Origin of the sequence: Sphingomonas radicis (genome assembly GCF_051400635.1) — a bacterium.
Taxonomy (GTDB): domain Bacteria; phylum Pseudomonadota; class Alphaproteobacteria; order Sphingomonadales; family Sphingomonadaceae; genus Sphingomonas.
The window spans coordinates 1,401,777-1,423,884 of the sequence record NZ_JBLFFG010000001.1; the positions used below are offsets into that span (position 1 = coordinate 1,401,777).

Here is a 22,108-nt window from a genome sequence, read left to right on the forward strand (position 1 = left end):
GGCATGATCAATGCCCCGCTCCGGCTGCGCCTCGATGGCGCGGCGCTCGTATCGAACTGGAAACTCCTCGCCCGGCTCAGCGGCAGTGCCGCGTGCGGCGCTGCGGTGAAGGCCGATGGCTACGGGCTGGGCGCGCGTGAGGTCGTGCGGCGGCTGGCCGAGGCGGGATGCCGCGATTTCTTCGTCGCCACCTGGGCCGAGGCGCGCGCACTGGCCGATCTCGGCGTGTCGATATCGGTGCTCCACGGCCTGCGCACGGAGGACCTGAGCGAGCGGCCGGTGAACGTACGTCCGGTGCTCAACACGCCCGCGCAGGTGCAGCGCTGGCGCGAGGCGGGCGGCGGCATGTGCGACGTGATGGTCGATACCGGCATGAACCGGTTGGGCGTCTCGCCCGAAGACGTGGCGGCGGGGCTCCTCGACGGGCTCGCGATCGACACGCTGATGAGCCATCTCGCCTGTGCGGACGAGGACGTGCCACTCAACGCGCGGCAGCGCGATGCGCTGGCCGCGCTCGCGGGGCGGACTTCGGCGCGGCGGCTGAGCCTCGCCAATTCGGCGGGGATCGCGCTGGGGGCGGACTATGCCTTCGACCTCACGCGCCCGGGGATCGCGCTCTATGGCGGGCAGCAGCGCGCGGCACATGACGGCATCCGCCAGGTGGTGACGCCCGAAGCGCAGATTCTCCAGCGCCGCCGCGTGCCGGCGGGCGGGATCGTCGGCTACAACGGCGCGTTCGTCGCGACGGCGGACACCGAAGTGGCGACGCTCAACATCGGCTATGCCGACGGCTATCTCCGCTGCTTCTCGGGCAAGGGCCGCGCGCGGGCGGGGGATCGCGAGCTGCCGGTGCTCGGTCGCGTGTCGATGGACCTCACTGCGATCGGCGTCGATGCCGCGCCGGAGCTGGCGGAGGGAGACTGGGTGGCGCTGGACTATGCGCTGCCGGAGACCGCGGCGCTGAGCGGGTTGTCGCAATATGAGCTGCTGACGGGGCTGGGGGAGCGGTTCGAGCGGGTGTGGGGATAAAAAAGGGCCGCTCCGAAGAGCGGCCCCAGCGAGGGTAGTTCACGCCAGCGCTTAGAACTGCAGCGACGCACCCGCGTAGAAGAACCGGCCGATGTTGGGATAGACGGCATCGTCGCCGACGCCCGCCAGCTCATAGGGCGGCAGCTCGTTGGTGATGTTGTCCACGCCCATGTAGAACCGGAACTTGTCGTTCGCGTCCACGCCCAGCCGGATCGAGTGATACACCTGCGGATCGTAGAAGACGAACGGCCGGGCATCGGGATTCAGCGGCGGCCGCCCTTGCGACGAGAAGAAGGTCTCGTAGCTCAGGTCCGATACGATCTGCTTCCCGACATAACGACCGTCGTAGCTGATGTCGAAGTTGCCCAGATCGAGCAGCGCGCTGAATTTGCCCGCCCATTTGGGATCGCCCAGCATGCTGTCGAGCCGGTCATATTGCTCCGGTGCCGTGATGTACGAATAGGACAGTCGGTCCATCACATAGCTGGCGACCAATCGCAGGCTGAGCGTCTCGCCGCCGTCGAACTTGTGATTGTACGAGGCATCGAAGTCGATGCCGCGGGTCTTGAGTCCGGCGAAGTTGAACGGCTGGTTGAGGAAGGCCGGCCCGACCTTCGGCAACACGACGTCGGGCGTGTTGTCGAGTCGACGGCTCGTCTGCCCGTCGAAGGTGTAGTCGGCAGTTGCCGAGCCAGTACCCGAGCGACGGAAAACGACGGCGCAGAATGGATTCTCGATGCCCACCGGATCGTCATAGCAACGGTTGATGATCTGCTGGCCGGTGAGGCCCTGGATCACGTTGTTCACGCGGATGTTGTAATAGTCCACGACGAAGGTGAACCCGCGCAGATATTCCGGCTGGTACACCGCGCCTAAGGTGAACGAATAGCCGACTTCCGGCACCAGATCGGGGTTGCCCTGGTTGAACCCGGAAACCCCCGAGCCGGGTACGTTCGTCCACGGGCGGGTAACCGCGTTGCCGCTCGAATCGGTGTAGGTGATCGTGGTTGGAATTCCGGCAGCGGCGCAGTTGCGGACGCGGTTCGGATTGGCGTTAATATTATTGGTTGCGTTGGTTCCGCCCGCCTGATCGCAGGGATCGGTGAGCGAGTTGGCGAACGTTTCCGCCTGCGTCGCATAGAGGTTGGTCAAATTGGGTGCGCGCACCGAACGCGAATAGGTGCCGCGCAGGCGAAGATCGCGAATCGGCGACCAGACGAGGCCCGCGTTCCACGCCCACACCGCCCCAGTGTCGCCGCCATAGTCGGAGATACGCGCCGCACCTTCGAACGTCAGCTCGCGGAGCAGCGTGATGTCGCGAAGCAGCGGAATGCGAAGCTCGCCATAGGCTTCCTTGATTTCCACCTTGGGCGGGTCGAACGGCAGCGACGAGTTGAGGAAGGTTGCGCCCGAAATCGTGACATCGTCATATGCCGAATAGGCGTCCTCGCTGCGGTACTCGCCGCCGATCGCGAAGCCGACTGGGCCACCCGGAAGGTTGAAGAACCCCTCCGTATCGCCGGACAGATAGGCAGTGAAGTCAATCTCCTCGGCCCATTGATTGCGGTACGAACGGTGGAGGACATAGTCGAGCGCCTGCTGCGAGGAAGCGCGGTACCCGAACACGTTCAGCGGATAGCATGCCGCATCGTCGTTGGCGCTGCTCGCATCGGCATTGATGCCGCATACGACGCGCTGCCCGGCCGAATTCAGCACATAGTTAGAACCTGCATATCCGGCCGGCGCCAGCGTTGCCGCAATCGCATTGCGATAGTGCTGGAGATGCACGTTGCCGCCAGTCTCATAGTAGTTTTCGGTGCGGCCGTAGTTGAAAGCGACCTCGTAGCGGAGGTTGCCCTTGTCGCTCAGATCGCCCTCGATCCCCACCACCGCGCGATAGGTGTCACGATTGTGCATCTCGGCGCGCGTGCCGAAGTCGTTGTTGAAGCGCTGCATCGTGAACGACGTTGCACCGGGATTGAGAATCTGAGTGAGCGTCGAGCGCGCCTGCGCTGTCAGGAACGGGTTGTTGACGCTGAACGTGGGGCTCAGGGTGCTTGCGATGAAGGTCGGCTGGGTCGACTGCTGCAACGCATTCACGCGCGTGTAGCTGGCTTCCACGAACGGCTGGAACGCCGGCGACAGTTCGGCGCGGAACAAGAAGTTGCCGGTGTAGCGCTCAAGCCCCGGCAAAAGCATTGCGTCTTCGACGCCGGTTGCGCTGAGGCCGCCGAGCACGCCGCCGCCGATACCGCGATTGTCGACCAGGCCGCGCGAGGGATCATCGCGGACAAGCGTGCCATCGGGCATGAAGGCATAGTTGTAGTTGATGCGCCCGCCTGTCGGATTGAGCCCGCCGGTGCAAACCAGATTGCGCTGTGCGGCATTGGTGGCGGTCGCTGCCGGGCAGCTGGTGATCACATAACCACCGAGCGAGATGTTGCCGAACGTGACGCCCGGGTCACCGTCGACGAACGAGGTGTTGGGGATGCCGTCGAAATTGCGGTTCGGCGCGGTGGTGATCTGCGAGTTGATAAAGCCGGGCACGCCGCCGCGACCGTCGGTGTTGGTGGCGCCGAGATACGAGCGATCGGAATAGAAGAGCGCCTGCGAGTTCGCATATTCGCCCGACACGGTCACGTTGAACCGGCCATCGCCGAAATTCTTGCCTGCGATGCCTGACACCAGATAGCTGCCGCGGTCGCCGTAGCTGGTGGTGCCGCCTTGCGCGCGAATCTTGACGCCTTCGAAATCGCGCTTGAGCACAAAGTTCACCACGCCCGCGATAGCGTCGGAACCGTAGATCGCCGAATTGCCGCCGGTGACCGTCTCGACGCGCTCGACCAGATCGCTGGGAATCGTGTTGACGTCGACGCGATAATCGCCCGGCGACGCACTGACGACGCGTCGACCGTTGACCAGTGTCAGCGTGCGCGTCGTGCCGAGGCCGCGGAGATCCAGGAAGTTGAGGCCGGCGGTGCCGATCGAACCGGTCGAATTGGCCTGACTGAAGGTCGAGCGCAGCTGCGGCAGCTGGTTGAGCGCGTCACCCAGTGAGACGTCGCCGCGCGTTCCGAGGATTTCCTGCGCACTCAGGCTGGTGACGGGTATCGAGCCCTCGAGCTCGGGGCGCGCAATGCGCGAACCCGTGATCAGGACTTCTTCCGCCGGGCCCTCTTCCTCCTCCAGAGCCTGCTGCGCAGCCTCGTCCGCCGAGGGTTCGGCGGTCTGCGCATAGGCGGTTTGCGACACGATGAAGGACACGCTGGCGAGAGCCGTCGCGCCCAGAAGACGGGATAGTTTCATGGTTTTGCCCCCCCGAGCTTGATGCCCGGAAAGCGGATCAGGCCAAGGGGACGTTAGTCACACAAGTTACAGAATGTTTCTGGATTTCGCTTTCTGCGTGCCTGTGGCAAAAAAGTTACAGAAGCCGAACTTTTATGTTGCAATCGCGAATATTCATGCAACATTCAGAATGTGAGCTACCCCCTTGCATCGCTAAGACACGATGTTCAGGGGCGCTCCAGGCACATCGCGATTCCCATCCCGCCACCGATGCAGAGCGTCGCGAGTCCCTTCTTCGCGTCGCGCTTCTGCATCTCATAGAGGAGTGTGGTGAGCACGCGCGCGCCGCTGGCGCCGATCGGGTGGCCGATCGCGATCGCGCCGCCGTTGACGTTCACCTTGTCCGGGTCCCAGCCCATGTCCTTGCCGACAGCGAGCGCCTGGGCGGCGAAGGCTTCGTTCGCTTCGATCAGGTCGAGGTCGGCGACCGTCCAGCCTGCCTTTTCGAGCGCCTTGCGGCTCGCGGGGACCGGGCCGATGCCCATGATCGACGGGTCGACGCCCGCCGATGCCCAGCTGGCGATGCGGGCGAGGATCGGCGCGCCGCGGCGCTCGGCCTCCTCGCGCGACATGACCACCAGCGCGGCGGCGCCGTCGTTGAGGCCCGAGGCATTGGCGGCGGTGACGGTGCCGTCCTTCTTGAAGGCCGGGCGCAGGCCGGCGACGCCCTCCACCGTTGCGCCGGCGCGGATATATTCGTCCTGGTCGACGACCGTGTCGCCCTTGCGGCCCTTGATCGTCACCGGCGCGATCTCGTCGGCGAAGCGGCCCTCGGCGCGGGCCTTCTCGGCGAGGTTCTGCGAGCGGACCGCGAAACTGTCCTGATCGCCGCGAGTGACCTGGTACTGCTCGGCCAGATTCTCGGCGGTGATCCCCATGTGATAGCCGTTGAAGACATCGGTGAGGCCGTCCTTGATCATCGTATCGACCAGGCTGACGTCGCCCATCTTGGTGCCCGGGCGCAGCGACTGGGCGTGCGCGCTCATCGACATCGACTCCTGCCCGCCGGCGACCACGATCTTGGCGTCGCCCGTCGAGATCGCCTGATAGGCGAGGGCAACGGCGCGCAGCCCCGATCCGCAGACCTGGTTGACTCCCCAGGCGGGAACTTCCTTGGGAACGCCCGCCGCCATCGATGCCTGACGCGCCGGGTTCTGGCCCTGCGCAGCGGTGAGCACCTGGCCGAGGATCACTTCGTCGATCTCCGCGCCCGAAACCCCCGCCTGCGCCAGCGCGGCCTCGATCGCCACCCGGCCGAGCTCGTGCGCCGGAGTCGCGGCGAAAGCGCCGAGGAAGCTGCCGACGGGCGTGCGCTTGGCGGCGGTGATGACGATATCGGCCATATGGAAGTCTCCTGAGCTCTGCCTCGTCCGTGCTGAGCCCGTCGAAACCACCGCTTCCTCCGGCACGGCGGAAGAAGAGCGGCCCTTCGACAGGCTCAGGGCGAACGGAGATTGTCGCGGGCTATCTAGTGGCTCGAACGGCCCTTAGCCAGTCCGCAAGCGGCTCCCACAGCGCCGTTCGCGCCCGACTGCTGACGACCATGCCGACATGGCCCATTGCAAGCTCGTGCACCTCGCCGAAGCGGGCGGCGCTGGCGGCGGGGACGATCCGGTCGGTGGTCGAGACGAAGGAGAGGCGCGGGCAGCCGATCGCCTCCGGATCCACCACGCGTCCCTCGATCCGCCAGCGCCCGGTGCCCGGCAGATCGGCGGAGAAAAAGTCGTCGAAGAGCTGGCGCCCAGCCGCGAAGGTGAGCGGCGCGCCGCCGTTCGCCCAATCCTCGAGCGCGATAAAGGCCCGCGCCTCGGCACTGCGGGGGGCGAGCCGGGCGAAACGCTCGAACTTGGCGACGGTGCGCCGCGGATCGAGCTGCCAGAAGCCGGCCTGGAGCACTTCCATCGGCACCACCCCCAGCCGCTCGCACATCGGATGCGCTTCGTCCCACAGTGCAGTGATCGGATCGAGTGCGCTGCCGTACCCGGCGAAGTGCCACGGCGCGGCGATGTTGGCGAGCCCGGCGACGGAAAGCGCCGAAGCGGCGGCAGTCGCGAGCGTGCCGCCGAGGCAATAACCGACCAGCGCGGGCGGCGAATCGAGGCTGCGCAGCAGGGGCAGCAGCAGCTCGCCGACGTGCGAATCGACATCCTGCGCGCGGTCCGCGGCCGTGGGAGCGCCCCAGTCGACCAGCAGCGGCCGGAAACCCTGGCGCGCGAGCCAGCGCAGCAGCGAATTGCCACGCGCCAGATCGAGCACCAGCGGCGGATTGATGAGCGAGGGTACGAAAACCACCGGCATCCGCCGCCGGCCTGCTGCGCCGCCATAGTCGCGCAGCACTGCGCGCCCGGCAGTTGCGATGGCAGGTTTGGGCGGCGGCGGCGCGGGTCTTTTCGCCTGCTGATAAGCCTTTAGCCCAGCAAGTGCCGCCGCCCGACGTTCGGGCGATGCTGCGGTTTCGTTGCGCAGCAGCTCAAGAAACAGCGGCAACGGACGCGGTCCGTGTTGCGGCGCGGAATGAAAGGGTGTTAGGGGTGTGCCAATCACGTCGGGGGTGTGCATGAAGAAGGCAGCTACTGGCAACGGTCCGGTGATCATCAAGAAGTACGCCAACCGCCGGCTCTACAATACCGAGACCTCGTCCTACATCACGCTCGACCATCTCGCCGCGATGACCCGCGAGGGGCGCGACTTCAAAGTGGTCGACGCCAAGTCCGATGAGGACATCACGCACAATGTGCTGACCCAGATCATCATGGAGGAAGAATCGCGCGGGCAGACGATGCTGCCGGTCAGCTTCCTCCGCCAGCTGATCGCGCTCTACGGCGATTCGATGCAGGCGATGGTGCCGGGCTATCTCGAAGCCTCGATGGACAGCTTCCGCCGCAACCAGGAGCAGTTCAAGTCGGCGGTCGAGGGCGCCTTCGCCAATTCGCCCTTCGCCGAGATCGCCAAGCGCAACCTGGCGATGTTCGAAGCGGCGGCACAAGCGTTCAAGCCCGGCGCCCCGATTCCCGGCACGGCGCCCCAGCCAGCGCCGGCAACGGAAGAAGCCGGGGACGATGTCGCCGCGCTCAAGGCTGAGCTCAAGCGGCTGCAGGACAAGATCGAGAAGCTGGGCAAATAGCCTGCTTGACCCCGCTTGACTCGTTTGCGGGTTTTGGGGGCGCGGTCAACCAACCTAGTCGTTGATCTGAAACGATAACGCGCGAGTCGTGCTTGACTCGGCGTGTCCTGACGCCACTGTTACGCGGCACCTACGCGGCACCTACGCGGCACCTACGCGGCACCTACGCGGCACCTACGCGGCACCTACGCGGCACCTACGCGGCAGCGAGGCTACACGGACGCGTCACCTCGTTGACTCGCCCAAGAGGATCGTTCCGACGATATGAAAGAGCGGCGAGCAAATCGCTCTTGCGACTTAGTGCACCGGCATAGATGTTCAAGGTTTGTTCTTGTTTTAGCTCGGCCTCGTGGTGGAATGGGCAGTCGTCCGAGCGACTCGGCGCAGGTAAGCGCTATGCAACAGAGTCCACACGCACACGCTGACGAGCAGCGTGATTACGGCAGAGAGAATGAGCGTAATGAAGATGTGCAGTTCGATAGATAATTCCCACTTCAGGGTTCATGCGCTCAGCGCGACATGGCGCGATTCACGATCGCTCTAAGCCGGGCGCTTGAGAAAGGCGGCGGTTTCCCACCGCCTTCCACGCGAAATTGTTGCGATGTTTATCGGCAACGAACGTTGCCGCGCTCAATGGCCCGGCCGGCAACGGCACCGCCAGCGGCGCCGATCAGGGTTCCCAGGATCTGGCTGTCACCGCGTACGATGGTGTTACCGAGCAGCCCGCCAGCGGCGGCTCCGATGATCAATCCGGTCGTGCCATCCGAACGACGGCAATAATAGCGTCCGTTCTGGCCGCGGTAGACGCGGTCGTTATGGGCTAGCGTGCGGGTCCGGTAATAGCTGCCGCTGCGGTAATAGCGTTCGGCGTCATAGCGATCCCTGCCGGGCTCACGACGGTCCCAGTCATAGTTGGCGTATCTGCGCCAGCCGCGGTTGGTCTGCCGCGCGTTGCGATCCGCCTGGGCTAGATTGCGCGCATGCTCGCGCTGGACTTTGCGAACATCGCGCGGATTGTCGGCGTCGCGAAGGTCCTCGCGATATTCCCGGTCGGCCGCACGAACATCCCGACGTGACTCGCTCCAGCCCTGATTGGATTGCGCCAGGGCGGGGAAGGTCGGAATTGCTACGGCCACTAGGGCAGCCGTTAAAAACATCTTTGTCATAGTTGTCACTCCTGACCTCAGATAAGGTCATGCGGAGAACGCATACAGTATATACAAGTTCAATAAAATAATAGCGCAAATAGAAATTTCGATCATTCATCTTAGGTTTATTTATAATGTTCTCGTAGAATTATTAATATAGCTTGAGTTGATATATAGAAATGGGAGTTATTATCATCGCTCTCTAAGCGGGATGCCCGGGCGAGAGGCAACGCCATCTCGCAGCCTCAGCGCGAAGCATGGAGGGTGCGCCCCGCGAGACTGCAGCCTTTCGAGCTACGGGCGATCCCGTCGGCCTCCAGCTCTTTGGCAGGCTCAGACTGCCGGGGCTTCGATATGCATGATCGAGACAGTCGTTCCGGGATCACCGCCCTCGGTCCCTACAGTGGCCGCAAGCTGCTTGGCGAGTGCCTCGACGATGCTGGTCCCCAGGCCCGGCTTGGCCGCGGCCAGCGCGTCCGGAGTGCCAACGCCATTGTCGCTTACCGACAGCGTCCAGTCCGCTCCGTGCGCGCGATAATCGACGAGGATCCTGCCGCCGCGGTCGCCCGGGAAGGCATGCTTGAGCGCATTGATCACCAACTCTGTGACGATCAGTCCAAGGCTGACCGAGATGTCCGCACTCACGCTGCTGCGACCGGCGGTTACCGCGATGGAGACCTGATCATGATCGTGGATCATCGATGCGCCAAGGCTCCCGCAGAGCTGGGTGAAATAGCCGCGGAGCTCCACATCGCCCAACCTCGACGCCGCGAGCTGCTGCTGGACGGTGGCAATCGACATGACCCGATGATGTGCGTCGTGGAGATGGCCTCGCACCTCTTCAGACTGCACCCGCCGTGCACTCTGCATGAGCACGCTGGCGATGATCTGGAGGCTATTGGCCACGCGATGCTGGAGTTCCTGGAGCAGGATTGCGTTCTCGCGCAGCAGGTCGTCCTTTAGCTTTGCGCTGGTCCGCGCTTCGGTGACGTCACAAATCGTCAGGAGCAGGCGGACCTGTTCGGTATTGCCGTAGTCGAGCCTTCGGGCATTGAGGACCAGCCGGCGGGGCGCGCTGCCGCCCTTGAGGTCCATCTCATAGGCTTCGATCCCGGCAAGGTCCGAAAGGGTGGCATCGAGCAGCGCGCGAAGCTGCGGCACATCCCACTCGCCGGCACCGAGCTCAAAAAGCGGCCTTCCGGCCACATTCTGCGGATCGAGAGCGAAGACGCGATAGAAGGAGTTGCTGGCGGCAATGACGGCCAGCTCTCCATCGAGCAGCAGTGCGGGCGCATCGGAAGAGGCGAGGATCGCCAGCGCCAGGCTGTGCGCCACGTCGAAATAAGCAATCCGATGCATGATCATGGCCCCTTCCGGGGAAAACGGAGAAGCTTGCGGGGGTGAAAGCCGGTCCGGGTAGTTCCGAGGACGCGCTTTTATGTCGGGCGTATCCACTCGCTGCCGCACTATAGCACGGGCGGCGCCCGACACGGTGTCTATTCGACGCTAGCCCTGTCGCGCCCGCAACCCGCCCAACGCCGCCTCGATATCGCTGACGCTGGGCATGCGCTGTTCGATCACGCAGCGCAGGCCGAGGCCGTGGAAGCCGTGGTACTCGGTGGCGGCGGCGAAGGCGGCGGTGGAGTCGCCGCGGACCTCGGCGCCGCGCACGGCGCGTGCGGGGAGCGGCACTTTCTCGCCGAAATGGGCACCGCGGGTGTCGGCGACCACGCGATCGGCTTCGTCGACGATGCTGATCCGGGTGCGTTCCCAGTCGCGCTCGCTGAACAGCGAACGGTCGGAGAGCATCTGCGCGACGTGGCGCTCCCAATCATATTCGAGATAGAGCGCACCCTCGGGCGTGCCCTCCTGCCCGCGCGAGCGGATGCCGGTGACGAACACCAGCACGGCGCGATGATCGGACCAGGGGTTCTGCCAGACCTCGTCGGTGAACCATTCGTCGCTGTGCCGGCTGGACATTGCCTTGAGGAACTGCGGTGCCCGGGAAAGATCGGCCTGGCGCACGCGCGCCACGGGATTGGACGAGATGGTGACGCGGCCGGCTGCGTTGGCGACGAAGGCGTTGAGATAATAAGGCGAGGCGCGCGTGAAGAGCGCGAGCCGCTCCTGTGCGGCGGCGATCTTTTCGGGCGTGGGATCGAGCGTGGCGGCGATGACTTCGGCGTCGGTGGCCATCACGCGCAGATCGACACTGCGATCGAACAGGTGACGGGTGACGTTCTGGATCAGCGCCTGAGCGAGCTCGACGAGGCGAGTGCCTTCGATCTCGCCGACCATCTCGTCGGCGATGCTCGCGCCCATCGCGATGCGCTCGCGCACATCGGAGCGGAATTCGAGCGAAGTGCTGCGCGCCTGCTGGGCGAGCGCTTTCACTTCCTGCGCGACGACCGAGAAGCCGCGGCCGGCCTCGCCCGAGCGCGCCGCCTCGATCGCGGCGTTGAGCGCGAGCAGGTTGGTGCGGGCAGCGATCTCTTCGTTGCGGCTGGCGAAGCTGTCCACGTCTTCGCGGAGCACGGAGAGAAGGGTTCTGATTCGGCGCGGCACAAAGGCTGCTTATAGGCCGCAACGGTTAACGTCTGGTGCAGCGCACCATCAGAATTTTCAGTCCGGTTTCCTGAACTTGAGCGTCATGCGGTCGCTCTCGCCGATCGCTTCATACTTGGAGCGATCGACGTCCTTCAGGCGATAGCTTGGGGGCAGCGTCCAGACGCCCTCGGGCCAGTCCGCGGTGTCCTTTGGATTCGCGTTGACCTCGGAGGCGCCGACGTAGCGGAAGCCTGCACCCTCGGCGAGGCGGCGGACGGTGGATACCTTGATGTAGCCGCTGTTCTTCTCGCGCTCGTCGCTGGCCGATTCGGGCAGGCGATGGTCGACGATGCCGAGCGTGCCCCCCGGCTTGAGCATCGCGAACATCTGGCGGAACGCCTCAGCGGCGTAATCCTGCCCGTCACGCTGATAGCCCATCCGCCAGTTATGGACGTTGCGGAAGGTGAGCACCACGTCGGCGCTGCCGTCGGGCACCTTGGGCTGACCCTCGGACCAGGGGAAGCCGGCGAGCTTCACATGGCCGTAGGTGGCGGGGTCCTGCGCCTGCTTGGTCTGAACGCCCTTGACGCCGTTGGGCCAGGGACCGGCAGCATAGAGCGTGCCCTTGGCCTTAGTGAGGGGCGCGAGAATCTCGGTGTACCAGCCGCCGCCGGGCCAGATCTCGACCACGGTATCGCCGGGCGAGACGCCGAAGAAGGACAGCGTTTCCAGGGGGTGGCGATATTTGTCGCGGGCGAGGTTCGCAGGCGTTCGCGTCGGCGCAGATACGGCTTCGTTGAGCGTGCTGCGCTGGTTGCGCGGTTCGCCCGCTGCGACGCTTGCCACGGCCACGGCCGTGGTCGCGAGAGCTGCGATCGTCAGATACTTTGTCAGATTCTGGCGCATGGCGTTTCCCTGCCCGGATGCGTATGCCCCCATGTGGGAGTTTTTCGGAACGATGCAACAACAATTCTTGGGCGGTGCGGTGATTGCCCTGCTGGTTGCGGGGATCAGCGGCATCGGCGAATGGCGCCAGCGCAAGCGGCGCGACCTTGATGCCGTGGGTTTCGTGCCCTGGACGACGATCCAGATGATCGCGTTGCTCGCCGCCGTGGTGCTCGGAAGCCTGGCCCTCAACTTTCCTCAATAGAAGCGGCGGAGCGTCAGCGCGCGTTCCTCGCCGGTGCACAGCTTCAGGCGGACGGTGCGGCCGGGGGTGCCCACGGACCAGTCGACCCCGCCCGCGGCGCGGACCTGCTCGGCGACCGGAACGCCGTCCGCGGCGCAGATCGTCTCGCCTTCGCGCCATCCGCCCTCGGCCGCGGGCGAGCCGCGCATGACATGGAGGACGCGCAGTGCATCGCCGGAGAAATCGAGCAGCAGCCCGCTGGTCGAGCGGACCACGGGTTCCGACGCCAGCTTGCCGGGGACGAGCGCCATCCGGTTCGCCTTGGGATCGAGCAGCACCCGGTAGCGCATCATCAGCCCGGTGCCGATCCGGCCGGCCACGCCGATCCGCGCGGAGAAGCCGTCCTCAGGCTCGATCCGCACTTCGGTTTCGGCGGGAGTCAGCCCGGCGACCGAAAGCGAGGGCACCACCACGGTATCGGTGACCAGCGCGCCGCCCATTCCCCAGCCGAGCGTCGACGTCATGGCGCCGCTTGCGCCCGTCGAACGCCACGCGGCGCGGCTCAGCGTGATGGCGGCACCGTCGCCGGTATCCACCACCATCGGGCGCAGCCGCGTTCCCGCGAGCGTGACCTGGGACACGTAGATGCCCGAGCGGGGGGTGCGACCGAGCGGCGCGATGGCGCCGCCGAAGGGGAGCCGTCCGCTCGGCAGGATGCGGAAGCGGCGCGCGTCATAGTCGATATCGAGCGCGCAGCAGCCGAGGATGTCCGCACCGACATAGATGTCGGTTCCGAACCGTTCCTGCCCGAGCGCCGAGGAGATGCCGAGCCGGCCACCCTTGCGAGTCAGCCCGCCGAAGCCGACGGTTTCGACCGGCGCCCAGCCGACTTCGACCGCGCCGCCGATCGCCGCCGCCTGCTCGCGCGCGTCGGGCTCGATCCCGGCCCCGTCGGCGAATGCAGGCGTGACAATCGTGTCGCTGAGCCCGGTATCGAGGATGCCGCGGGCGGGGCGGCCGTTCACTTCCACGGTGAAGCGGATCTGGTTGCTCGGGGTGAGCTCGAACTCGACCCAGCGTGATTCGCTGTCCGGCGCGAGGCTGGTCGTGCCGGCCGGATCGGCCAGCGCGAGCACGGGAAGGATCAATAGCGCGAGCACCTGCCGGGCTTAGAAGCGCCGCAGGGCGGACTCAACCGCGCCGGTCAGAGGCACGCCTCGAGCAGCGCCTGGTCGAAGCCATATTGCTTGGCCTTTTCGAGCGTGTAGGGGCGCAGGCCCATCGAGCGATATTCGCCGATAATCTTGCCGTCGGCCGACTCGTCGAGATACTCGAACTTGAACAGCTCCTGGGTGACGATCACCGGGCCTTCCATTCCGATCACTTCGGTGACGTTGGTCACGCGGCGAGAACCATCGCGCAGGCGCTTGACCTGGATGATCAGGTCCACCGAGTCGGCGATCTGGCGCGAGATCGCTTCCTTGGGCACCTTGATGTCCGACATCATCACCATGTTCTCCATACGCGCCAGCGCCTCACGGGGGCTGTTCGAGTGGAGTGTGCACATCGATCCGTCGTGACCGGTGTTCATCGCGGCGAGCATGTCGAAACATTCGCTGCCGCGGATTTCGCCCAGGATGATCCGATCGGGGCGCATGCGCAGTGCGTTCTTGACGAGATCGCGGATGCTGATTTCGCCTTGCCCCTCCAGATTGGGCGGGCGGGTTTCGAGCGGCAGCCAGTGCGGCTGCTGCAGCCGGAGCTCGGCGGCGTCCTCGATCGTGAGTACGCGCTCGCCCGGGTCGATCATCTTCGACAGGGCGTTGAGCATCGTCGTCTTGCCCGAGCCGGTGCCGCCCGAGATGACGATGTTGAAGCGGCTGGCGCCGGCGACCTTGAGCGCGGTGGCCATCTTCTCGGACATCGATCCGCCCTTGGCCATCATGTCGAGCGTGATCGGCTTGGCGGAGAATTTACGGATCGAGATGGCAGTGCCGCGCAGGCTGAGCGGCGGTACGATCACGTTGACGCGGCTGCCGTCCTTGAGGCGCGCGTCGGCGAGCGGGGTGGTCTGGTCGACGCGGCGGCCGACCGAGTTGCAGATGCGCTGCGCGATCTGGAACAGATGCTCCTCGTCGCGAAACTGGATGTTGGCGAGCTCGAGCTTGCCCTTTCGCTCGACGAAGGTCTGCTCGGGGCCGTTGACCATGATGTCGCTGATGGCGGGGTCGGCGAGCAGCTCTTCGAGAGGACCGAGGCCGAGCAGCTCGTCGACGAGCACCTTTTCGAGCGCGAACTGCTCGCGGCGGTTGAGCGTGAGCTTCAGTTCGGCGAGCACTTCGCCGATGATCGGGCGGAATTCCTCCGCCAGCTCGTCCTTGGTCAGCGTCGCGGCGGCTTCGGGGTCGACGCGTTCGAGCAGGCGGGGAAGCACCTGCTCCTTGATGCGGTGGATCGAAGCCTCGAACCCTTCCATCCGCGAGTTGCCCGCCTCGCCCGATGCCGACTGGCGATCGGCCAGGCGCTGCATCGCCTCGCTGTTGGGGCCGGGGGGATCGATGTGTTCGGCTGCTCCGGGAAGCGGCACCGCATTGAGCGGGGGGAACTGCTCGCCGCCGAGCGGCGCGGGGTCCGGCTGGCGTGCGCCGCCTCCGCCGTGCATCGGCCGCGCCACGCCAAAGGCGGGCCTTCCGCCCGCTGCACCACCCAATCCGTTGCGTCGTCCGAAAGCGCTCATCGAATACTCTGCGATCACCCGGTTTCCGAAACCTGGGTACGCCGGGAAGGCTTTAGATTTGCCTAACCACGAGCATTTGCCGAACCGCGCGGGCAACCCGGCGGCTCCTGCTTCGTTGAGCGCCCGAAACCCTCGAGGAGACGGATGATGGAAATCACCAAGGCGCTGCATACCGATCACATGGAGCTCAAGAAGCTGCTGCGCACGATCACCAGCAGCGAAAAGGCGCCGGAGATCACTGCGGCGTTCGAGGAATTCGCGGCGCTGCTCAAGAAGCACGCGCGGGCCGAGGAGAAGGTGGTCTACGAAAAGCTGGTCGGGCAGGCGGACGAAGAGATCCAGCAGGACGGCTATGAAGGCTATACCGAGCACATGCTGGCGGACACGCTGCTCGCCAAGCTGAAGGGCGGCGCGGACCCGCTTTCGCCCGAATGGCAGGCCGAGGCCAAGGTGATGAAGGAAATCCTGGAGCACCACATCAAGGAGGAGGAGGACTCGATCTTCTCCGACGTGCGCGAGAATTTCGAAATGGCCGAGCGCAAGGAAATGGGCGAAGCGTTCGAGGAGCTGAAGGACGAGATCCCCGCCTGATTGCGCGCGGCGCCAGCGTATGAGACCCTCTCCGGCAACGGGAGGGTCTCATGCTGATAGCATTGGCGCTGATGGCTGCGGGGCAGGGCGCCGCGCCGACCCCGCTCGACTGGCTCGTCGGCACCTGGTGCACCGAACCGAGGAACGGTAGCCTCACCTGCGAAATCTGGATGCCGATGGACGAGGGCGTAATGCGCGGCGAAGGGACCACCCGGACCGAGCATGGGACGACTCGCGAGCGGATGCGTATCACGGTCAACGAATCCGGCGCGGTCTTCCATGCCGAGCCGCAGGGGCAGGCGGCCGCGGACTTCCCTGCGGTAGCGATTGACGCAGCGGCGCGCGCAGTGACTTTCGAGAATGCGGCGCACGATTACCCGCAACGCGTGCGTTACTGGCGCGAAGGCGAGCTGCTGATGGCGGAGATCTCGCTGGCCGACGGGAGCAAGACGCAGCGTTGGCGGTACCAGCGGGTGGCGCCTTGAAAGCCCGCTCGCCCTGAGCCTGTCGAAGGGCGCCGCCACAATCCGCTCGCTCGTGGAGGGCCGCCCTTCGACAGGCTCAGGGCGAACGGTGGTTGGAAGCTTGGGGCGGGCGGTGTTCGGGGGCTGGCGCGAATCGCGAACCGCCCGGCCGGGCCTCAGCCTGCCTTTTCGGCCAGGACCGTCAGGCCCTTTTCGTTCACTTCGGCGAACCCGCCTTCGATGCGGATCGTCTCGGGCGTGGTCGCGCCGGTCTTGTATATCTCGAGATTGCCGTCGCGGATCGTCGACATGAAGGGTGCATGCCCTTCGAGCACGCCGAAGTCGCCCTCGGTGCCGGGAACGACGACCATGTGCACCTCCTCCGAGCGGAGGAGCTTTTCGGGAGTGACGAGTTCGAAGTGAAGCGGCATCTCTAATCTCCCTCTCCCCTTTGGGGAGAGGGCCGGGGAGAGGGGCAGTCTCTCGAACCCGGCCCAGCAACTTGATCGACTGCCCCTCTCCCAACCCTCTCCCCGGAGGGGAGAGGGCTTGAATTAACTTACGCCTCGCCGGCGAGCTTCTTGGCCTTTTCGACCGCCTGGTCGATGCCGCCGACCATGTAGAAGGCGGCTTCCGGCAGGTGATCATACTCGCCGTTCACCACCGCCTTGAACGACTTGATGGTGTCCTCGATCTGCACGAAGGCACCGGGGATGCCGGTGAAGACTTCGGCGACGTGGAACGGCTGGCTGAGGAAGCGCTGGATTTTCCGCGCACGCGACACGGTCAGCTTATCCTCTTCGGAAAGCTCGTCCATGCCGAGGATCGCGATGATGTCCTGCAGCGACTTGTACTTCTGGAGGATCGACTGGACGGCGCGCGCCGTCTCGTAATGCTCCTGGCCGACGACGCGGGGCTCGAGCACGCGGCTGGTCGAGTCGAGCGGGTCCACTGCGGGATAGATGCCGAGCTCCGAGATCGCGCGGTTGAGCACGGTCGTCGCGTCCAAGTGGGCGAACGAAGTCGCCGGCGCCGGATCGGTAAGGTCGTCCGCGGGGACGTACACGGCCTGCACCGAGGTGATCGAGCCCTTGTTGGTCGAGGTGATGCGCTCCTGCAGCGCGCCCATGTCGGTCGACAGGGTCGGCTGATAGCCCACGGCCGAGGGAATACGGCCGAGCAGCGCCGACACTTCGGCGCCCGCCTGGGTGAAGCGGAAGATGTTGTCGACGAAGAACAGCACGTCCTGCCCTTCGACGTCGCGGAAATATTCGGCGATCGTCAGGCCCGAGAGCGCGACGCGCGCACGGGCGCCCGGCGGCTCGTTCATCTGGCCATAGACCAGCGCGACCTTCGAACCCTCCGAGATGGCGTTGCCATCGGCGTCCTTGGCGATCACGCCCGCGTCGAGGAACTCGTGGTAGAGATCGTTGCCCTCACGGGTGCGCTCGCCGACGCCTGCGAACACCGAGGTGCCGCCGTGGCCCTTGGCGATGTTGTTGATCAGTTCCTGGATGAGCACGGTCTTGCCCACGCCAGCGCCGCCGAACAGGCCGATCTTGCCGCCCTTGGCATAAGGGGCGAGCAGGTCGATGACCTTGATGCCGGTGACGAGGATCGCGCTCTCGGTCGACTGGTCGACGAACTCGGGAGCCTTGGCGTGGATCGGCGCGCGCAGATCGGTCGCGACCGGGCCGCGCTCGTCGATCGGCTCGCCGACGACGTTGAGGATGCGGCCGAGTGTCGCCGGGCCGACCGGCACCTGGATCTGCGAGCCGGTGTCGGTGACCGACTGGCCGCGGGTCAGGCCCTCGGTCGAGTCCATCGCGATCGTGCGGACGGTGTTCTCGCCGAGGTGCTGGGCAACCTCGAGCACGAGGCGCTGGCCGTTGTTGTCGGTCTCCAGCGCCGACAGGATCGCCGGCAGCACGCCGCCATCGAACGACACGTCGACGACGGCGCCGATGACCTGCGAGATGCGGCCTACATTGTTGGTGCTCGCCGGGGCGGCGCTGCGGGTCTTTGCGGCGGTTGCCATCGTCTGCTTCCTTGCTTCTGATCTGTCTTAGAGCGCTTCGGCGCCCGAAATGATTTCCACCAGCTCGGTGGTGATCGCTGCCTGGCGGGCACGGTTATACTGGATCGACAGGCGCTTGATGAGGTCGCCCGCATTGCGCGTGGCGTTGTCCATCGCCGTCATCTTCGAGCCCTGCTCCGACGCCGCATTCTCGCGCATCGCGCGGTAGATCTGGACGCCCACGTTGCGCGGCAGCAGGTCGGCGAGGATCGCTTCCTCGTCGGGCTCATACTCGACAACCGCGCCGGCCTCGGCCGATTCCGCGGCCTCGGGAATCGCGACGGGGATGATCTGCTGCTCGGTCGGCTCCTGCGTCAGGACCGACTTGAAGTGCGCGTAGAACAGGTGTGCGACGTCGAACTCGCCGGCCTCGAAGCGGGCGATCAGGTCGTCGGCCCAGGCGCGGGCCTCGGCGAAGCCCAGCTTGCCCAGGTCGCCCGGCTCGGCCGAGTGGATAATGTCCTTCGGGAAGGCGCGCGCGAGCACCGCGCGGCCCTTGCGGCCGATCGTGTAGAACTTGACCGTCTTGCCCTTGGCGATCAGCTCCTGCGCGCGGCGCCGGGCGAGGCGGGCGATGTTGCTGTTGAACGCGCCGGCCAGGCCGCGGTCAGAGGTCGCGACGACGAGCAGGTGCACCTGGTCCTTGCCCGTGCCCGCGAGGAGCTTGGGTGAAGTCTCGTTGATCGTCACCTTCGACGCGAGGCTCGCGACGACGGCTTCGAGGCGCTGGGCATAGGGGCGCCCGGCCTCCGCCGCCTCCTGCGCTCGGCGCAGCTTCGCGGCGGCGACCATCTTCATCGCCTTGGTGATCTTCTGGGTCGACTTGACCGAGTTGATCCGGACCTTGAGTGCCTTGAGAGAGGCCAACGCTTTCTTCCTTCTTGCGCCCCTGCGAAAGCAGGGGCCCAGGGTAATCGAGCGAGTCGCTTGCGACTCTGGGCTCCTGCTTTCGCAGGAGCACTAGTTAGTCCTCAGGCGAACGTCTTGCCGAACGCCGTCAGCGCGTCCTTGAGCTTCGCCTTGGTCTCGTCCGACAGATCCTTGGTGTCGCGGATCGCGGCGAGGATGTCGGCGTGGCTGGTGCGCATCTCGGTGAGCATCGCTGCCTCGTAGCGGACGACGTCCTGCACCGGCACGCTGTCGAGGAAGCCCTGCGTGCCCGCGAAGATCGACACCGTCTGCTCTTCGAACGGCAGCGGCGAGAACTGCGGCTGCTTGAGCAGTTCGGTCAGGCGTGCGCCGCGGTTGAGCAGCTTCTGGGTCGAGGCGTCGAGGTCCGAGCCGAACTGCGCGAACGCTGCCATCTCGCGATACTGGGCGAGCTCGAGCTTGATCGAGCCTGCGACCTTCTTCATCGCCTTGGTCTGCGCGGCCGAGCCGACGCGGCTCACCGACAGGCCGACGTTGATCGCCGGGCGGATGCCCGCGAAGAACAGGTCGGTCTCGAGGAAGATCTGGCCGTCGGTGATCGAGATCACGTTGGTCGGGATGTACGCCGAAACGTCGCCCGCCTGGGTCTCGATGATCGGCAGCGCGGTGAGCGAGCCGCCGCCATTGGCGTCCGACATCTTCGCCGCACGCTCCAGCAGGCGCGAGTGGAGATAGAAGACGTCGCCCGGATAGGCTTCGCGGCCCGGCGGGCGGCGCAGCAGCAGCGACATCTGGCGATAGGCGACGGCCTGCTTCGAGAGATCGTCGAACACGATCAGCGCGTGCATGCCGTTGTCGCGGAAATACTCGCCCATCGCAGTGCCGGTGTACGGCGCGAGGAACTGGAGCGGGGCGGGCTCCGACGCGGTCGCGGCGACCACGATCGAATATTCCATCGCGCCGTTCTCTTCGAGCGTGCGGACGAGCTGCGCGACGGTCGAGCGCTTCTGGCCGACTGCGACATAGACGCAGTAGAGCTTCTTCTTCTCGTCGGTGCCGGCGTTGACGGTCTTCTGGTTGATGAAGGTGTCGATCGCGACGGCCGACTTGCCGGTCTGGCGATCGCCGATGATCAGCTCGCGCTGGCCGCGGCCGACGGGGACGAGCGCGTCGATCGCCTTGAGGCCCGACTGCATCGGCTCCGAAACCGACTGGCGCGGGATGATGCCCGGCGCCTTCACTTCGACGCGGCTGCGCTTCTCGGCGACGATCGGGCCCTTGCCGTCGATCGGGTTGCCCAGGCCGTCCACGACCCGGCCGAGCAGACCCTTGCCGACCGGAACGTCGACGATCGTGCCGGTACGCTTGACCGTGTCGCCTTCCTTGATTTCCGAGTCAGACCCGAAGATCACGATACCGACGTTATCGGCCTCGAGGTTGAGCGCCATGCCCTGCACGCCATTGGCGAACTCGACCATCTCGCCCGCCTGGACGTTGTCGAGGCCGTGGACGCGCGCGATGCCGTCACCCACGCTGAGCACCTGGCCGGTCTCGGAGACCTGAGCCTCGGTGCCGAAATTGGCGATCTGGTCCTTGATGACCTTCGAGATTTCTGCGGCGCGGATATCCATTGTCTTAGCCTTCAGCCTTTCATCGCCTGCGCGAGGGAGTTCAGTCGGGTCTTGATCGACGAATCGATCATCTGGCTGCCGATCTTCACGACCAGCCCGCCAAGGAGCGAGGGATCGACCGCGAGGTCGACATTGACGTCACGGCCGACGCGGGTGCGAAGCTGCTGCTTGAGCGCTTCGACCTGATCGGCGTCGAGCGGGTGGGCGGAAACGACTTCGGCGGTCGTCTCGCCGCGGAACTGCGCCGCGAGCTTGCGGAAGTCGCGGATGATCGCGGGAAGCTGGCCCAGGCGTCGGTTCTGCGCGAGCACGCCCAGGAAGTTCGCGGTGGTGGCGTCGAGCTTCAGCTTGGCTGCGGTCGCGGCAATCGCCTTGGCCGCGGCGGTACGGCCGATCAGCGGGCTTGCCGTGAGCAGGCGGAAGTCGCTCGATTCGTCGAGCGCCTGGCGCACGGTGACGAGGCTGGCCTCGACCTGGGGAATCGTCTTCGAATCGCGCGCAAGCTCGAACAGGGCGGTTGCGTAGCGTCCGCTTAGACTGGCCTGGATACCGCCGGAATTCTCCACGCGATGCTTTTCCTCTTGGAGGGATCGGAATTGCCCCATGCAAAAAGGGGGCGCGCCCGAGAGGCACCCCCAATGGGTGGCGGCGCGTTAGCATCGGTATCCGGGGGATTCAACCCGAGTCCGAATGCTATGCCTCGCGCAAGCGATTCGATTGGCGGAGGAAAGCCGAAATGGCGGGCAAGTTCATTGGGATGACGATGTCGGACGGGGCCGAGGTCCAGGTCTATCACGCCGAGCCGGCAGGCGAGCGGCGCGGCGGGCTGGTGGTGATCCAGGAGATCTTCGGCGTGAACGCCCACATCCGCGACGTGTGCGACGGATATGCGGCCGACGGCTATGAAGTGCTCGCCCCAGCGCTGTTCGACCGCGAGGCACCGGGATTCGAGACAGGCTATGATGCCGAGGGGATCGCGGCCGGACGCAGGCTCGCGCGCGAGCTCCATCCGATCGAGACGAGCATCGCCGATACGCGGACGTGCGTCGAGGCGCTGCGGGCGAAGGGGCCGGTGTTCATCACCGGCTATTGCTATGGCGGGTCGATCACCTGGTTCGCCGCGTGCCGGATCGAGGGGCTCGCCGCGGCCTCCGGCTATTACGGTGCGCTGATTCCCGATGCGGCGGACGAATCACCCAGATGCCCCGCGATCCTCCACTTCGGCCGGCACGATGCGGGCATTCCGATGGAAGGCGTGGAGAGGGTGATCGCGGCGGGGCATCCGAACGTCCAGGTGTTCGTCTATGACGCCGGTCACGGCTTCAACTGCGACCGCCGCGCCGATTTCCATGCCGAAAGCGCACGGCTGGCGCGCGAGCGGACGCTGGATCTGTTCAGGGCGAACGGCGGCTGAGC

20 protein-coding genes are annotated in these 22,108 nt (G+C 65.6%); 6 read left to right on the forward strand and 14 right to left on the reverse strand.

Translation table 11 applies throughout. From position 1 onward, the window contains the following. Positions 1–3 precede the first annotated feature (3 nt). Positions 4–1,029, forward strand: coding sequence for an alanine racemase (locus tag ACMGDH_RS06345; RefSeq protein ID WP_436827054.1), 1,026 nt, complete (start codon positions 4–6; stop codon positions 1,027–1,029). 51 nt (positions 1,030–1,080) lie between these two features. Here ACMGDH_RS06345 and ACMGDH_RS06350 read toward each other — a convergent pair whose 3' ends face one another. From ACMGDH_RS06350 to ACMGDH_RS06360, 3 genes are all read right to left on the reverse strand, one after another. Then, positions 1,081–4,335, reverse strand: coding sequence for a TonB-dependent receptor domain-containing protein (locus tag ACMGDH_RS06350; protein WP_436827055.1), 3,255 nt, complete (start codon positions 4,333–4,335; stop codon positions 1,081–1,083). A gap of 206 nt (positions 4,336–4,541) precedes the next feature. Further along, entirely contained in the window at positions 4,542–5,717 is a 1,176-nt protein-coding gene (locus tag ACMGDH_RS06355) for an acetyl-CoA C-acetyltransferase (protein ID WP_436827056.1), read from the reverse strand. 121 nt (positions 5,718–5,838) lie between these two features. Beyond that, complete coding sequence (locus ACMGDH_RS06360; protein ID WP_436827057.1) at positions 5,839–6,861, reverse strand: alpha/beta hydrolase; 1,023 nt, start codon at positions 6,859–6,861, stop codon at positions 5,839–5,841. 70 nt (positions 6,862–6,931) lie between these two features. Here ACMGDH_RS06360 and phaR point away from each other — a divergent pair, with 70 nt between their 5' ends. Further along, positions 6,932–7,498: a polyhydroxyalkanoate synthesis repressor PhaR gene (phaR, locus tag ACMGDH_RS06365; protein ID WP_436827058.1), complete on the forward strand. Its 567-nt coding sequence runs from the start codon at positions 6,932–6,934 to the stop codon at positions 7,496–7,498. A 605-nt stretch (positions 7,499–8,103) separates the two neighbouring features. Here phaR and ACMGDH_RS06370 read toward each other — a convergent pair. The 4 genes from ACMGDH_RS06370 to ACMGDH_RS06385 form a co-directional block, all read right to left on the reverse strand. Beyond that, on the reverse strand, positions 8,104–8,634 hold the full coding sequence (locus tag ACMGDH_RS06370; RefSeq protein WP_436827059.1) for a glycine zipper 2TM domain-containing protein: 531 nt from the start codon (positions 8,632–8,634) through the stop codon (positions 8,104–8,106). Between the two features lie 345 nt (positions 8,635–8,979). Further along, on the reverse strand, positions 8,980–10,101 hold the full coding sequence (locus tag ACMGDH_RS06375; protein WP_436827060.1) for a sensor histidine kinase: 1,122 nt from the start codon (positions 10,099–10,101) through the stop codon (positions 8,980–8,982). Between the two features lie 51 nt (positions 10,102–10,152). Next, positions 10,153–11,181: a methyl-accepting chemotaxis protein gene (locus ACMGDH_RS06380; protein ID WP_436827061.1), complete on the reverse strand. Its 1,029-nt coding sequence runs from the start codon at positions 11,179–11,181 to the stop codon at positions 10,153–10,155. 87 nt (positions 11,182–11,268) lie between these two features. Next, positions 11,269–12,099, reverse strand: coding sequence for a class I SAM-dependent methyltransferase (locus ACMGDH_RS06385; protein ID WP_436827062.1), 831 nt, complete (start codon positions 12,097–12,099; stop codon positions 11,269–11,271). On the opposite strand from ACMGDH_RS06385, the gene ACMGDH_RS06390 reads away from it, so the two are divergent. Next, the gene (locus ACMGDH_RS06390; protein WP_436827063.1) at positions 12,098–12,343 is read left to right on the forward strand and encodes a hypothetical protein; all 246 of its coding nucleotides are present in this window, start codon (positions 12,098–12,100) and stop codon (positions 12,341–12,343) included. The two genes, ACMGDH_RS06385 and ACMGDH_RS06390, sit on opposite strands and share 2 nt — an antisense overlap. On the opposite strand, the gene ACMGDH_RS06395 is transcribed toward ACMGDH_RS06390, so the two are convergent. Together ACMGDH_RS06395 and ACMGDH_RS06400 are read right to left on the reverse strand one after the other, a co-directional pair. Further along, positions 12,337–13,482 (reverse strand): aspartyl protease family protein, encoded by a 1,146-nt coding sequence (locus ACMGDH_RS06395; protein ID WP_436827064.1) that lies wholly within the window; start codon positions 13,480–13,482, stop codon positions 12,337–12,339. The genes ACMGDH_RS06390 and ACMGDH_RS06395 overlap by 7 nt on opposite strands. Before the next feature lie 44 nt (positions 13,483–13,526). Continuing rightward, positions 13,527–15,059: a TadA family conjugal transfer-associated ATPase gene (locus ACMGDH_RS06400; protein WP_436827065.1), complete on the reverse strand. Its 1,533-nt coding sequence runs from the start codon at positions 15,057–15,059 to the stop codon at positions 13,527–13,529. Positions 15,060–15,206: 147 nt separating this feature from the next. Between ACMGDH_RS06400 and ACMGDH_RS06405 the strand changes: the two genes are divergently transcribed. Then, the gene (locus ACMGDH_RS06405; RefSeq protein WP_436827066.1) at positions 15,207–15,650 is read left to right on the forward strand and encodes a hemerythrin domain-containing protein; all 444 of its coding nucleotides are present in this window, start codon (positions 15,207–15,209) and stop codon (positions 15,648–15,650) included. Positions 15,651–15,700: 50 nt separating this feature from the next. Next, the gene (locus ACMGDH_RS06410; protein ID WP_436827067.1) at positions 15,701–16,135 is read left to right on the forward strand and encodes a DUF6265 family protein; all 435 of its coding nucleotides are present in this window, start codon (positions 15,701–15,703) and stop codon (positions 16,133–16,135) included. A 155-nt stretch (positions 16,136–16,290) separates the two neighbouring features. On the opposite strand, the gene ACMGDH_RS06415 is transcribed toward ACMGDH_RS06410, so the two are convergent. From ACMGDH_RS06415 to ACMGDH_RS06435, 5 genes are all read right to left on the reverse strand, one after another. Beyond that, complete coding sequence (locus ACMGDH_RS06415; RefSeq protein ID WP_436827068.1) at positions 16,291–16,545, reverse strand: ATP synthase F1 subunit epsilon; 255 nt, start codon at positions 16,543–16,545, stop codon at positions 16,291–16,293. Between the two features lie 128 nt (positions 16,546–16,673). Continuing rightward, a complete protein-coding gene (gene atpD / locus ACMGDH_RS06420) occupies positions 16,674–18,152 on the reverse strand; it encodes a F0F1 ATP synthase subunit beta (protein ID WP_436827069.1) in 1,479 nt (492 codons plus the stop codon). Positions 18,153–18,179: 27 nt separating this feature from the next. Beyond that, positions 18,180–19,058, reverse strand: coding sequence for a F0F1 ATP synthase subunit gamma (locus ACMGDH_RS06425; RefSeq protein WP_436827070.1), 879 nt, complete (start codon positions 19,056–19,058; stop codon positions 18,180–18,182). A 104-nt stretch (positions 19,059–19,162) separates the two neighbouring features. Then, positions 19,163–20,692, reverse strand: a complete 1,530-nt coding sequence (gene atpA / locus ACMGDH_RS06430) for a F0F1 ATP synthase subunit alpha (RefSeq protein ID WP_436827071.1) — start codon at positions 20,690–20,692, stop codon at positions 19,163–19,165. 11 nt (positions 20,693–20,703) lie between these two features. Further along, positions 20,704–21,258 carry a F0F1 ATP synthase subunit delta gene (locus tag ACMGDH_RS06435; protein ID WP_436827072.1) on the reverse strand — a complete coding sequence of 185 codons (555 nt, stop codon included), beginning with the start codon at positions 21,256–21,258 and terminating at the stop codon, positions 20,704–20,706. Between the two features lie 170 nt (positions 21,259–21,428). Between ACMGDH_RS06435 and ACMGDH_RS06440 the strand changes: the two genes are divergently transcribed. Continuing rightward, positions 21,429–22,106, forward strand: coding sequence for a dienelactone hydrolase family protein (locus tag ACMGDH_RS06440; RefSeq protein ID WP_436827073.1), 678 nt, complete (start codon positions 21,429–21,431; stop codon positions 22,104–22,106). The last annotated feature ends 2 nt before the right edge of the window (positions 22,107–22,108 follow it).

Bases quoted from the DNA above. Each gene is read 5' to 3' on its own strand.
- ACMGDH_RS06345 (WP_436827054.1), top strand. From the start codon at position 4: ATGATCAATGCCCCGCTCCGGCTGCGCCTCGATGGCGCGGCGCTCGTA.
- ACMGDH_RS06350 (WP_436827055.1), bottom strand. From the start codon at position 4,335: ATGAAACTATCCCGTCTTCTGGGCGCGACGGCTCTCGCCAGCGTGTCC.
- ACMGDH_RS06355 (WP_436827056.1), bottom strand. From the start codon at position 5,717: ATGGCCGATATCGTCATCACCGCCGCCAAGCGCACGCCCGTCGGCAGC.
- phaR (WP_436827058.1), top strand. From the start codon at position 6,932: ATGAAGAAGGCAGCTACTGGCAACGGTCCGGTGATCATCAAGAAGTAC.
- ACMGDH_RS06390 (WP_436827063.1), top strand. From the start codon at position 12,098: ATGGCGTTTCCCTGCCCGGATGCGTATGCCCCCATGTGGGAGTTTTTC.
- ACMGDH_RS06385 (WP_436827062.1), bottom strand. From the start codon at position 12,099: ATGCGCCAGAATCTGACAAAGTATCTGACGATCGCAGCTCTCGCGACC.
- ACMGDH_RS06400 (WP_436827065.1), bottom strand. From the start codon at position 15,059: ATGAGCGCTTTCGGACGACGCAACGGATTGGGTGGTGCAGCGGGCGGA.
- ACMGDH_RS06405 (WP_436827066.1), top strand. From the start codon at position 15,207: ATGGAAATCACCAAGGCGCTGCATACCGATCACATGGAGCTCAAGAAG.
- ACMGDH_RS06410 (WP_436827067.1), top strand. From the start codon at position 15,701: ATGCTGATAGCATTGGCGCTGATGGCTGCGGGGCAGGGCGCCGCGCCG.
- ACMGDH_RS06415 (WP_436827068.1), bottom strand. From the start codon at position 16,545: ATGCCGCTTCACTTCGAACTCGTCACTCCCGAAAAGCTCCTCCGCTCG.
- atpD (WP_436827069.1), bottom strand. From the start codon at position 18,152: ATGGCAACCGCCGCAAAGACCCGCAGCGCCGCCCCGGCGAGCACCAAC.
- atpA (WP_436827071.1), bottom strand. From the start codon at position 20,692: ATGGATATCCGCGCCGCAGAAATCTCGAAGGTCATCAAGGACCAGATC.
- ACMGDH_RS06440 (WP_436827073.1), top strand. From the start codon at position 21,429: ATGGCGGGCAAGTTCATTGGGATGACGATGTCGGACGGGGCCGAGGTC.